At 61.1% G+C, this 12,335-nt stretch carries 10 protein-coding genes; all 10 read right to left on the bottom strand.

The features are described 5' to 3' along the window. Positions 1-88 precede the first annotated feature (88 nt). Positions 89-781, bottom strand: a complete 693-nt coding sequence (locus ACP0KA_RS13320) for a TetR/AcrR family transcriptional regulator (RefSeq protein ID WP_424629244.1) — start codon at positions 779-781, stop codon at positions 89-91. A 111-nt stretch (positions 782-892) separates the two neighbouring features. After that, positions 893-1,210 (bottom strand): AzlD family protein, encoded by a 318-nt coding sequence (locus ACP0KA_RS13315; RefSeq protein WP_424629243.1) that lies wholly within the window; start codon positions 1,208-1,210, stop codon positions 893-895. Continuing rightward, positions 1,207-1,962 (bottom strand): AzlC family ABC transporter permease, encoded by a 756-nt coding sequence (locus ACP0KA_RS13310; RefSeq protein ID WP_424629242.1) that lies wholly within the window; start codon positions 1,960-1,962, stop codon positions 1,207-1,209. The genes ACP0KA_RS13315 and ACP0KA_RS13310 overlap by 4 nt, the downstream gene beginning before the upstream one ends. Positions 1,963-2,186: 224 nt before the next feature. Next, a complete protein-coding gene (ftsH, locus tag ACP0KA_RS13305) occupies positions 2,187-4,103 on the bottom strand; it encodes an ATP-dependent zinc metalloprotease FtsH (RefSeq protein ID WP_424629241.1) in 1,917 nt (638 codons plus the stop codon). 256 nt (positions 4,104-4,359) lie between these two features. Beyond that, positions 4,360-5,397 carry a tRNA lysidine(34) synthetase TilS gene (tilS, locus tag ACP0KA_RS13300; protein ID WP_424629240.1) on the bottom strand — a complete coding sequence of 346 codons (1,038 nt, stop codon included), beginning with the start codon at positions 5,395-5,397 and terminating at the stop codon, positions 4,360-4,362. 98 nt (positions 5,398-5,495) lie between these two features. Further along, positions 5,496-6,551, bottom strand: coding sequence for a tol-pal system protein YbgF (gene ybgF / locus ACP0KA_RS13295; RefSeq protein WP_424629239.1), 1,056 nt, complete (start codon positions 6,549-6,551; stop codon positions 5,496-5,498). Positions 6,552-6,710: 159 nt separating this feature from the next. Continuing rightward, positions 6,711-7,208, bottom strand: coding sequence for a peptidoglycan-associated lipoprotein Pal (gene pal, locus ACP0KA_RS13290; RefSeq protein WP_424629238.1), 498 nt, complete (start codon positions 7,206-7,208; stop codon positions 6,711-6,713). Positions 7,209-7,458: 250 nt separating this feature from the next. Then, positions 7,459-8,211, bottom strand: coding sequence for an N-acyl amino acid synthase FeeM domain-containing protein (locus ACP0KA_RS13285; RefSeq protein ID WP_424629237.1), 753 nt, complete (start codon positions 8,209-8,211; stop codon positions 7,459-7,461). 214 nt (positions 8,212-8,425) lie between these two features. Further along, a complete protein-coding gene (locus ACP0KA_RS13280; RefSeq protein ID WP_424629236.1) occupies positions 8,426-10,771 on the bottom strand; it encodes a putative bifunctional diguanylate cyclase/phosphodiesterase in 2,346 nt (781 codons plus the stop codon). Positions 10,772-10,957: 186 nt separating this feature from the next. After that, on the bottom strand, positions 10,958-12,298 hold the full coding sequence (gene tolB / locus ACP0KA_RS13275; protein ID WP_424631588.1) for a Tol-Pal system beta propeller repeat protein TolB: 1,341 nt from the start codon (positions 12,296-12,298) through the stop codon (positions 10,958-10,960). Between the last annotated feature and the right edge of the window lie 37 nt (positions 12,299-12,335).

The following is a 12,335-nucleotide window of genomic DNA, read 5'->3' as shown; positions in this document are numbered from 1 at the left end:
TCTCGCCGGTTTTGAATAGTTCAAAGCTGGCAACGGATGTTCAGCGCGAACATTCGCAGGGCATGCCTGCCGAGACGGGGCGCGAATATTAGCCGACCAGAGCGCCCATCTCGCGCTTGGGCGGCATCACCGGCATCACGGCCTGGACGACAAGCCCGCGCGCACGGGCGTCAAGCACGCCGACAGCCCGCAATGCGAACAGGGTAATCGTCTGGACCGCGTCGCGCAGCTTTGCCGGGTCATCCAGGTCGGCAGGTGCGAGCGGCCCGACCAGTGATTCATGCAACGCGCCGATCAATGCGGTAGCCGCCAAGGCCGTATCCTGAGCGGGCAAATGGCCTGCGCGCACAGCCGCCTCGATACGGGTTTCCATCTCGGCGGCAATCTCGCGGCGGCTGGCCATCCGCGATTCGGTCACATCGACATCCACCGGCTCAGCAAGAATGCCCCACGCCAGTTTGCGGTTCGACACCACGTGAACGGCAATGGTCGTCACCGCAGCCGCCAAGGCCGACGATGGCCCTGGCGCCGCATCCGCAGCGCGGCGAATCGCGGCCAGTTCCGTTCGCGAAACATCGGCGATGAGCTCCGAAATCAGATCGGCTTTTGAGGGGAAATAGCGGTACACCGTCCCCGCCGCGACACTGGCGCGCGTGGCAACCGGCGCGATTTGAACCGCAACCATTCCACCTTCCGCTGCCGCGTCGCGGGCTGCTGCGAGGATCGCATTGCGTCGCGCTGCGAGGCGTTTCACGACTTGATGAGTTCGCCTGTAAACCATTGACGTCGCTTGCCTCCCGAAAGAAGTGAACAATAATTCAAAACGGGAAACAAGATATTTGAAACAGCTGCATTAAAATTCGCACTGCAGCAAAAACTCAAGTCCTAAAAATCAGCCGCTAAATCCAAGCGCACGCGCCAATGCGGCCACCAGCATGCCGGTGATCACGGCGACAAATTCATTGCGCCGAATGATGGTCACGGCAATTGCGGCTGCGATGGCGAGCAAGACGATCGGGCCGCCGTTGACGGCCACCGGCAGCGCGGCCGCGATGATGATCGATCCCGGTAAGGCATCGAGCATTCGCCGGACGCGCGGAGTGATGTTGACGTACCCCATCAGCCAAAAGCCGCCGAGGCGGGACGCCACCGTCACCACCATCATCACCGCGAAGGCGAGCATAACGTCGGAACGCACCAGATCGCTCATGCCGGCCTCTCATCCTGAGTCGCCGGCTCATCCATCAGTCCCGCACTGATCGCGCCGGCCAGCGCACCTGTGATGATGAACCACCAGCCCGGCATCAACCAATGCACCGTCAATGCAACGATCCCGGCAACCAGCCATGGGATCGCAAGCCGCGGACCTTTCCATGCCGGCACCAGCATCGCCGCGTAGAACGCCGGCATGATCAGATCGACGCCGTACTTCTTCGGATCGCTCAGCTGACCGGCGATCAGAAACCCCGGCACTGAGGACAGAAACCAGACGACGTAAAGCAGGATGCCCCCGCCGACGAAGAACGATGCGTCAGCGCCGCCGTAATTCCGATAGCGTGTGGCCGCGAGCCAGCCGCCGTCGGTCACCAGCAGCATCGACGGATAGGACTGCCATGCCGGCAATGTTCCAAACCAGGGACGCAGGCTCGCGCTCATCAGCGAGAAGCGAATGTTGACCGTGGTGGTGAGCAGCGCGAGCGTCGCGATCGAGGACAGCGTCAGCGTGTCGGGCCAGGATTGGATTGCGACGAATTGGGAGAGCCCGCCATAGACGAAGGCCATCATCACCTGCACTTCGCCAAGCGTAAAATTCTTCTGCGCGCACAGTGCGCCAAACGCGAGACCGAAGGCGATCGTGCCGGGGAGCATCGGGGAGATCGCATAAATGCCGGGAACGATGGCCTTGCGCGACCAGTAGGCCGGTGCGTGAAGATGGTCGGGAGGTGTCGGGTGGGTCGTCATGTTTCATCCGCAGGGACATTATCGGTGCGGTGAATGCAACGCGCGGTCAAGCCAGCGAACTGCCGAGAGCATCGAATAAGGGCCGAATGCATACACCCCATGCGCTGATGTGGTGGTTCGGAAGTTCGGCTACGGGATGGCTTCGGTTTCAGAGCACTCGCATCAAGCCAAAAAGAAAGGCCGGTTGAAAACCGGCCTTCCCCAAAGTCTGTGGTGCTGGAGGCTTACGCCTGTGGCTGCGGCTCGAGGCCCGCATCCGGGCGGGGCCGAGGCTTGCCGGCCGGAGGCACCGCGGAGGTGCGCGGACCTGTCGGCTCGAGCACGGACTCGCGATTTGGCTTCTTGCCGTTCAGCAGGTCGGTGATTTCGTCACCGGTCAGGGTCTCGAACTCGAGCAAGCCCTTGGCAAGCGTCTCAAGATCTCCGTGCTTCTCGGTGAGAATGCGCGTGGCCTCACGGTAGCCTTCCTCGACCAAGCGCTTGATTTCAGCGTCGATGGTCTGGACCGTGGCTTCCGAGGCATTCTGCGTCCGCGACACCGACATGCCGAGGAACACTTCGTCCTGGTTTTCGCCGTAGGACACAGTGCCGAGCTTCTCCGACAAGCCCCAGCGCGTCACCATCATGCGTGCTAGACGCGTGGCCTGCTCGATGTCGGACGCAGCGCCCGAGGTCACCTTCTCACGGCCGAAGATCAGCTCTTCCGCGACACGGCCACCCATCATGATGGCGAGACGCGAGGTCATCTGCTCAAGCGACATCGAGAGCTTGTCGCGCTCCGGCAACTGCATGACCATGCCCAGGGCACGGCCGCGCGGAATGATCGTCGCCTTGTGGATCGGGTCAGTGGCGACGACGTTGAGGCCGACGATAGCATGGCCGCTCTCGTGATAAGCGGTCAGCAGCTTTTCTTCCTCGGTCATGACGAGCGACTTGCGCTCGGCGCCCATCATCACCTTGTCCTTGGCCTCTTCAAACTCGGCCTGGGTCACCATGCGCTTGTTGCGGCGAGCCGCCGTCAGCGCGGCCTCGTTCACGAGATTCATCAGGTCGGCACCCGAAAAACCCGGCGTACCGCGCGCGATGGTCTTCAGGTTGATATCCGGCGCCAACGGCACCTTGCGGACATGGACCTTGAGAATCTGTTCGCGGCCAACAACGTCCGGATTGGGGACGACGACCTGACGGTCGAAGCGGCCCGGACGCAGCAATGCGGGATCGAGCACGTCGGGACGGTTGGTCGCCGCGATCAGGATCACACCTTCATTGGCCTCGAAGCCGTCCATCTCGACCAGCAACTGGTTGAGCGTCTGTTCGCGCTCGTCGTTGCCACCGCCAAGGCCGGCGCCGCGATGGCGGCCGACCGCGTCGATTTCGTCGATGAAAATGATGCACGGTGCGTTCTTCTTCGCCTGCTCGAACATGTCGCGGACGCGGCTCGCACCGACGCCGACGAACATTTCAACGAAGTCGGAACCGGAAATCGTGAAGAACGGCACGTTGGCTTCGCCCGCAACCGCGCGGGCGATCAACGTCTTACCGGTACCGGGAGGGCCCACGAGCAAGACGCCGCGTGGAATGCGCCCACCCAGGCGCTGGAACTTACCCGGATCCCGCAGGAATTCGACGATTTCCTGAAGATCTTGCTTGGCTTCATCGACGCCGGCCACGTCTTCAAATGTCACGCGGCCATGCGCCTCCGTGAGCATTTTCGCCCGTGATTTGCCAAAGCCCATTGCCTTGCCTGCACCGCCTTGCATCTGGCGGGACAGGAAAATCCACACGCCAATGAGTGCAATGAACGGCAGCCAGGAGACCAGCAGCGACACGAACCATGGCACGTTGTCGCCCGGGGGCTTCGCGGTGATCGACACCTTGGCGTCATACAGGCGCTTGATCAGCGTCGGATCGCTTGGCGCGTAAGTGTGGAAGGTCGAACCGTTGGTGAAGGTTCCAGTGATGTCCGGCCCCTGGATGACCACGTCGCGAACACGGCTCTGGTCGACCTCGGTCAGAAGCTGCGAAAACGAGATGTCCTGCGACGCGGCGCGCTGCCCAGGATTCTGGAAAAGCGTGAACAATGCCAACAGCAGCAAGACGATGATGACCCAGAGGGCGAAATTGCGCAGGTTGGCGTTCATTAGGTTTCCTTCGTGGCCGATCGGACTACGGCCTTATATCCTTGGGCCGGCAACAGGATTTTTCCGGGCTGGTTGCAATATAATCTAGGTGCGGCGTCCCTAGATGCCAAGGGAACCCCTTAGGACTATTTAACGCATATTACCGTCATTCCGGGTGAAATAAGGGCGTTCGTCACGCCGATTTCAACAGTGGTTAAGGTATTTTCTGCGACCAGCCCTGCGTCTGGCGTGGTGGTTCGGAAGTTCGCCGGTTTTCCTAGAGTCCCTGGCGGTTACGCGGCGGCGCCGGGGCAACATGAACCCGATCGCGGGCGACACTGACGACGGCTCCAGCCAGCGTCTGCTTGAAGCGGATGCCCGCTTTTCGACCAGTTTTTCCGCGCACCGCCTCATCCATGGCCTGCAGCAGGGCTTCGACCTTGCCAAGCTCCGCAGGCCCTTCATGACCGATGCGGTTGATGGCGCGCAGCAGGAGCCGCACGCGAATTTCGTCTGACATTGCGACAAAGGTCGCGAAATCGACCCCGGCCTCGGAGCCATTCGTGCTTTTCAGGTACCGCTCGGCCCCATCCGTCATGGCTTCGAGGGCCGCGTTGGCGCGCGCCAGCCGCGCCGTCAGCCGTGACAGGCTGCGTGCGTCCACCCCTTCCGCCGCCAGCGCCGGCATCAACGCGCGCAGCCGGGGACGGGTGAAACGCGGGTCATGATTGGTTGGATCCTCCGCAAATGCGATTCCGGCTTTCGCGAGGGACGCGACCAGTTGCGCCTTTGGCACGCTCAGCAACGGCCGCGCGAGGATCACGCCATCGCGCGTCGCCTCCCGCGCCATGGCGGCGAGACCCGCGATGCCGCTGCCGCGCGACATCCGCATGATGAAAGTCTCCGCCTGATCGTCCTGTGTATGAGCGGTGAAGACGTGCGACGCGCCGCAATTCCGTGCGGCCCGCATCAGCAGGCGATAGCGCGCCTCGCGGGCTGCAGCCGGCAATCCCGTCTTCGGTTTGGTACCGGTCCATCGCAACGTGCGGTGCTCGACCCCAAGCGACTGCGCGAGACGTTTGACATCGCGCGCTTCCCGGGCCGCCTCAGACCGCAATCCATGATCGACCGTCACGGCCACCAAGTTCGGGCCCGTTTTGAGCGCCTGCCGCCAGCGCACCGCGAGCCACATCAACGCGAGGGAATCCGGACCGCCGGACACCGCCAACACGATGGCCGGCGCGGACTTCCAGTCCGCGAATAACCGCCGCGCATCAGCGACGGAGACGACCTTGGAGGTATTCTGCTTGAGCATGATGTTGTCCGGAGACCCGGAATGCGCCTCGCAGGATCATGCCGCAAAAACACGTTGGAGTCCCCTCTGCCGAAAATCATCGGCGAAGGGAACATCCATCAACAACCGACGCGCTTCTGTTCGCGGCTGACGCCCTGCTTCACGCCGCTGGACGCGCGCGGATATTTCCGCGTCACCTCGCCGAACGCGGCGCAAGCGGCTTCCTTTTCCTTCAGAGCGGCGAGTGATTGTCCCAGCCGCAGCAGGGCATCAGGGGCCTTGGCGGATGTGTCGAACTTCGTGGTCACGCCCAGGAAAGCTTCAGCCGCGTCGCGATATTTCTGCCGCTGGAACAGGCTTTCGCCAAGCCAGTATTGCGAATCCGGCACCAGTGCATCGCTCGGATACTTCTGGGCAAAATTCCGCATGGTCTCTTCGGCGAGCCCATAGTCCTTGCGCTGGATGTAACCGATACCGAGGTCGAACTCGTCGCGCGGCGTTTGCGATGGAGGCGCGGTGGTCAGTCCCCCTGTAACGTTTCCTGGAGGAGGTGCGCCGCGGGGGGCATTGGAGGCCGGCGCTCCATAGGGATCACGCGGGCCGCCGACATTTGACAGGTTGAGCGGCTCTCCGGGATCGCGCCCGCCCGGCGCGCCGACCTGGGGACCCTCGCTCACCGGCATCTGACCGCCGCCCAAGGCGCGCGGAACCCCCGGCGCATTGGGATTCTGATTTGGATCGAACGCATCACCACGGCGTCCTCCACGGCCCCCGCCCGGAGGCGGCGCGGCGGTGATCACCGCAGGGCTGTCTGCAGGCTGTGGACCACGGGGTTGCTGACCGTACTGCGGCTGCTGTGGCGGCGGTGGATAGTAGCCGGAATTCTGCTGCGCCGGCGGCGCGCTCGGCGATGTCTGGCGCGAAGGGGCGGTGCCCTGGTTACCGGGCTGGGACTGCTGGCTTCCCTGCAGCGCGCGCAACTGCTCCTCGAGCTGGCGATTGCGGTACTGTAACTCTTCGTTCTGGCCGGTCAGCGTGCGCAGCTGGTTTTCCAGCCGGTCGATGCGCATTTCAGGATCGACATCGTCCTGCTGCGCCATTGCGCTCAGCGGCAAACAACAGGCGGAAGCTGATGCCAACGCCGCACAGATTAGAATTTTAAACCTGGATGACATTTTGACCCGGTAAAATTGGGCTTTGCTTTCAAAGCTATCGAGATTGAAGCGTTCAGTACGCCAAAAATGTGACTACAAACAGGGGGGAAAGCTCGCCCGTTGAAACAAAAACGGCGCCCTCAAGGGCGCCGTTACTGTCTTTAAGAATATCCGATCACCTCAGGAGCTGGCGTTCAGCACAGTGACCGCACGGCGGTTCTGCGACCAGCACGAGATATCGTTACACACTGCGACCGGGCGTTCCTTGCCATATGAGATCGTCCGCATGCGACGCGGATCGATGCCACGCGATGCGAGGAAGCTGCGAACGGACTGCGCACGCTTGGCACCCAGTGCGATGTTGTATTCGCGCGTTCCGCGCTCGTCGGCGTGACCTTCGATCGTGAACGAGTAACGGCTGTACTGCTGCAGCCATTGCGCCTGCTTATCGAGGGTCGCGATCGCTTGCGGCGAAAGATCGGTTTGATCGCTTTCGAAAAACACGCGATCGCCGACGTTCACCACGAAATCCTGCTGGCTGCCAGGAACAGCTGCATTCGCCATGGCGCCATCAGCGCCGCCCAAGCCGTTCTTGTTCGCGCAGGCGCCCATCGACAGCGCCACAGCCAGAACAGCGGCCAGCTTTAATCCCTGGAGGATACGCATTTGAGATTTCATTCCGGAGCCTCCACGCTCAGGTTTTTAAGGACTAGCGTCCGGTCTACAGGGGGTTGGTTAAGCGAACGTTCCGTCAACCTTGATGAGGTGTTGCCAAGGCCCCTCAAATGCCGACTATCGATCGAAACCGATGCCGATGGTTAATGCGGGATAAATATGGCGCGACGGTGAATACCAAACGAAAACGGCCCCGAACCGGCGTTCGAGGCCCAATCATTTTCGATCTGTGACTTACGCGTCGATGTTCCGTTCAGGAAGGTGAACGGGCCGGGCTTCGTTCAAACGGAAAATCCGGCAGGGTCAAAACCGGCGCCAACGGCTGCAACGTGTCGTGCTGACGCTCGAACAACATCCGGCGTTCGAAAAAGCTGGACCGGAAAAACGGATAACGCTGAAAGACCTTTTCCTTCAGTTCCTGGAAATTCACCGCCATCAAGCCCAGCGGCTTGGTGAGGCTCGGATACGGCCGCGGCGCGCAGAGCGGCGTATGCATGAAGACGCGCCGATAGAACGCCTGGTGTTCCTTGCGGACCGTCGCCGTCCCGATGTCAGCGTTGAAATAAGCGCACGCGACATACGCAAGCCGCAACGTCACATAGGGAAGCTCGGGAATACGATTCTCTCGAAACGGATCCGCGACAAAGCGGTTCGGATCAACGATGATTTTGCCTTGCGCCAGCTCCGGCTCCAGCAAATCGCCGAACGCGTCGACTGCCGGCGTATCGGGGCTTTCGAGCGAAGCGACGCTGATGCGCAAAGAACTCGCCAGCGAGCCATCGACATACACACCGAATGTCCAGGAGTTCGGCGCGTCGTCGAAGCGGTCGCTCAGACTATGGTCCTTGCGAGGGTCGATGGCGCCTTCGGACAAGTAGGCGCGATAGCGAAGACGATAGATCGCCTCCCTATCCGCATCGGTTTCCGCAAGCCGGTAGTCAACCCGATCGAGGAGATCAATCCTCTTCTCAAGCGCGCGGCCGGTATTTTGAAGCGCCGATCCCATCAATGCCTCCGGCCACTGACCTGCATTTCCCAGCGAATGTGGCAAGGTTAAAGCCTTCTTAAGAAAGATGCAAAGAGGCTATAATATTAGGGTTAATCATCATCCCCGCGCTTTCGTTCACTCGCGCAGACTCGTTTGTCGCGCGTCTTGCACGATGGTTCAGTGATCGGAGAATGTTAGTGCTGCGGCGGGAAGATTTTGGAGAATAAGAGTTTTAGGCGATCGAGCGCAGCGCGGTGCCCTTCGATCCCGCATCCTTTGCAACGCGGCTATGCGAAGCAGTGACCAGTTGCCTGATCTGCTGCGCGGGGACAGGCGGACTGAAGACATAACCCTGGACCTCGGTCACAGCGCCGTCGGCGCTGATGAGTTCGAGCTGTTCGTTTGTTTCCACACCCTCGACAACAACGGACATCCCGAGATCCGCGCTGAGGCGCGCAACGCCACGCAGCAGCGTCAGCGGCCGGTCATTCCCGATCCCTTCGAGGAACGAACGATCGATCTTCACCTTTTGAAGCGGGAAATTGTGCAGATAGCTCAGGCTCGAATAGCCGGTGCCGAAATCATCCAGCGAGATGCGGACGCCGGCAGCTCGCAACTGCGCGAGGACATCCAGCGTCCACTGCGTGTTGCGCAGCAGTGACGACTCCGTGATTTCGATCTCCAAGCGCTGTGGGGCCAGGCCCGACACTTCCAGTGCATAGCGCACCTCGCTCATCACATCGCGCTGGTGGAATTGCTGAGGCGAGAAATTCACGGCGACGTTGACGCCCTCCGGCCACTTCATGCATTCCATGCACGCCTTGCGCAGGATCCAGCGGCCAAGGTCGACGATGAGACCCATGTCCTCCACCACCGGAATAATGTCGGCCGGCGACACCGCTCCGCGCGTCGGATGATTCCAGCGCAGCAGAGCCTCGCAGGTGGAAATACGGCCGCTCTTCAGATTCACCAGCGGCTGATAGTAGAGTTCGAATTCCTCGTTCGCGAGCGCCTGGCGCAGGTCGAGCTCGAGCACGCGCCGTGCTTCCACGGTTTGGGCCATCTCGTCGCGGAAGAAGCAGAACGTGCCGCGACCATCGGACTTGGCCCGGTACAATGCCATATCGGCGTTTTTCAGAAGGGTGTCGGCGCTGGCACCGCCATTCGGCGGAGTCAGCGCGATACCGACACTCGCACCGATCTCGACCAGATGCTGATCCACTTCGTAGCGCTCGCTCAAACGGCTGACGATCCGGCGCGCGAGCGAGGCCGCGTCTTCCGCGGAATGAATATTGCGCTGGAAAACCACGAACTCGTCGCCACCGAAGCGGGCCACGAGATCATGCGGCCGCAGCAACCCGCGCAAGCGGGCGGTCACGGCACAAAGAAGGGTGTCACCGCTCGGATGGCCCAGGGTGTCATTGACCTGCTTGAACTGATCGAGGTCGATAAACAGCAATGCGGATTGAGGCGCTTCGACCGACGGGTTGGCCAGCAATTGTTCGATCTGGTTGCGGAAATTGAGCCGGTTCGGCAAGCCCGTCAGTTCGTCGAACCGAGCCATGTGACTGATCTTGGCTTCAGCAGTGCGGCGTTCGGTAATGTCTTCGACCAGGACGACCGTCCCGCCGCCCGCCATCGGCTGAAAATTCCACGACAGCGCCCGCTCGCTGCGGCGCTCGTTGTTGACTGTAATGACCTCTGCGGCTTTCGTCCGTTCGATTTCGTGGACTATTTCATCCGCATTCTCCGGCGAGAGCGACCTCGCCTTGACGCAGGCCGCCACCACTTCACCAAAGGACGCACCGAGGTGCGCCATATTTTCCGGCAAAGCCATCATGGCGGTGAAACGATTGTTCATCACCGCAAGACATCCGTCCGGGCCGAACATGCACAGCCCGTGCGGCATGTTGTTCAACGCTGTGTCGAATTGACCGGCGATGGATGCCAGACGTTCGCTGGTAATCCTGGCCTTCACGAAAATTCGGTGAAGGTTGAGATTGATGTATTTGAGGCCAATGAAGAACAGCACCAGCAACAGGCCAAGGCCAAGGTAATACGGATTACCGTGGATGATCAGCGCGATCGATAGCGGCGCGCACGCAAACAGAATGTGCAGCTGGATAATGAGCGGACGGCCATAGTTGCGGCCGGCACCTGCCGCCGTGTAACCGATCGTGACAGCCGTGCAGAGCATGTGCGCGACGGCGTCGTCGCTTCCCAGCACAACGACCGCACACCATAAGCCAAGCGAGCTGGCGTAAAGATCGGCCAGAACCTTGTAGCGGGGCTCCCACCAGGCTGCACGTTCCGGCGTCAGCGGCTCATCGCGGCGCTCGACCTCGTACTTGCGCATCTGAATCGTGCGGGCAACACCGACCATGACAATCCAGACCGCGCACGGCCAGATCAACTGGTTGCCGGTCTTGATTGCCGTCATGACGGCTGCGATCGACGCCGTCAGTGTGCCCGCAAAGATGGGCATGAAATTCTGAAAAAGAGAATCGACGAGCGCCGCGTAGATTGTCGGCGGCAAGCGATCGTCGTCGCTCTTCAGTTCGGCTTCAACGAGCTGCATCAGCTACCAATTGCTCTGATTTGGAAGAGCAATTGTTATCCCGAGCAGGTGAAGTCTTTCTGAGCGAACATGGTTTGCGGATTCTTACACGGAACCAAAAAACACGAAATTCGCCTATGAATTCAGCAAACTAGGCAATCCTTGCCGGGATAGCGAGGAATAGAAGGATCGCCGTTGACTCCCCGTTTACGATAGCAGCGGGGACCATGCCGGATCCGATGCAAACCCCGGCGTCGGGACCTTCTGTTCATTGCGGCCGGAGATATCGACCGTGAACAGCGAGGGACCCGCCCCGGTGTCGCGGAAGAACATCACCACGCGCCCATTGGGGGCGAAGGTCGGACCTTCATTGTGATAGCCGGAGGTCAGAATGCGCTCGCCCGAGCCATCCGGCTTCATGATGCCGATAGCAAACTGGCCGCCGCCCTGCTTCGTAAACGCGATGTAGTCGCCCCGCGGCGACCAAACCGGCGTCGAGTAACTGCCGTCGCCGAACGAAATCCGCTGGGCGGCGCCGCCGCCGGCGCCCATCACATAGATCTGCGGCTTGCCGCCGCGATCGGATTCGAAACAGATCCGGCCGCCATCCGGTGCATAGGAGGGAGACGTGTCGATGGCCGGTGTATCGGTCAGGCGGGTGGTCGATTTGGAGCGCAGGTCCATCACGAACAGGTTCGAGTTGCCGCCCTGCTGCAGGCTCATGATGATGCGCTGGCCATCCGGCGAAAAGCGCGGCGCGAACGACATGCCGGGGAAGTTGCCGACGATTTCGCGCTGGCCGGTCTCGACATTGAACAGATAGACGCGCGGGTCACCCTGGCCGAATTCCATGTAGGTGATTTCCTGCGTCGACGGCGAGAAGCGCGGCGTCAGCACCAGATCGGCGCCACGGGTGAGGTAGCGCACATTGGCGCCATCCTGATCCATCATCGCAAGGCGCTTGACGCGACGTTCCTTGGGGCCGGTCTCATCGACGAACACGACGCGGCTGTCGAAGTAACCCTTCTCGCCGGTGAGGCGTTCGTAGATCTGATCGGAAATGATGTGCGCGATGCGACGCCAGGACTCAGGCGAGGTGAAGTACTGCTGGCCGGCGAGCTGCTGCGCCTGCGGCACGTCCCATAAGCGGAATTCCGCCTTGAGCCGGCCGTCGCCCTGACGGGTCGCGCGACCGGTCACCAGCGCCTGCGCGTTGATGCTGCGCCAGCTCTGGAATTGCGGCGGCACATCGATGTTCGAAATACGCTCGATATAGGCGGCCTGATCGATCGGGTTGAACAGGCCGCTGCGGCGCAGGTTGTTGGTGATGACCTGGGAAATGCCGGCAGAAACATCGCCGTCGCCCTGGGTGCCGGGCACGAAATTTGGAATCGCGATCGGGATCGGCTGGAAACTGCCCTGGTCGACCACGATGCGCTTGCCCTGCGCCAGCGCTTTCTGAAGAGGCGTCGTCAACAACAAACCGGCCGACGCGGCACCTGTAATAAATCGACGGCGCGTCGGATGAAAAACACTCCTCGAACCCATTCCAGGCAACTCGTCTTCGTCTCGCATGGTCATGTAA

This window comes from Bradyrhizobium sp. SYSU BS000235 (genome assembly GCF_049747295.1).
Lineage (GTDB): Bacteria > Pseudomonadota > Alphaproteobacteria > Rhizobiales > Xanthobacteraceae > Afipia.
This window is presented reverse-complemented; position numbering and strand designations above follow the sequence as displayed.

Bases quoted from the DNA above. Each gene is read 5' to 3' on its own strand.
- ACP0KA_RS13320 (WP_424629244.1), bottom strand. From the start codon at position 781: ATGGTTTACAGGCGAACTCATCAAGTCGTGAAACGCCTCGCAGCGCGA.
- ACP0KA_RS13315 (WP_424629243.1), bottom strand. From the start codon at position 1,210: ATGAGCGATCTGGTGCGTTCCGACGTTATGCTCGCCTTCGCGGTGATG.
- ACP0KA_RS13310 (WP_424629242.1), bottom strand. From the start codon at position 1,962: ATGACGACCCACCCGACACCTCCCGACCATCTTCACGCACCGGCCTAC.
- ftsH (WP_424629241.1), bottom strand. From the start codon at position 4,103: ATGAACGCCAACCTGCGCAATTTCGCCCTCTGGGTCATCATCGTCTTG.
- tilS (WP_424629240.1), bottom strand. From the start codon at position 5,397: ATGCTCAAGCAGAATACCTCCAAGGTCGTCTCCGTCGCTGATGCGCGG.
- ybgF (WP_424629239.1), bottom strand. From the start codon at position 6,551: ATGTCATCCAGGTTTAAAATTCTAATCTGTGCGGCGTTGGCATCAGCT.
- pal (WP_424629238.1), bottom strand. From the start codon at position 7,208: ATGAAATCTCAAATGCGTATCCTCCAGGGATTAAAGCTGGCCGCTGTT.
- ACP0KA_RS13285 (WP_424629237.1), bottom strand. From the start codon at position 8,211: ATGGGATCGGCGCTTCAAAATACCGGCCGCGCGCTTGAGAAGAGGATT.
- ACP0KA_RS13280 (WP_424629236.1), bottom strand. From the start codon at position 10,771: ATGCAGCTCGTTGAAGCCGAACTGAAGAGCGACGACGATCGCTTGCCG.
- tolB (WP_424631588.1), bottom strand. From the start codon at position 12,298: ATGGGTTCGAGGAGTGTTTTTCATCCGACGCGCCGTCGATTTATTACA.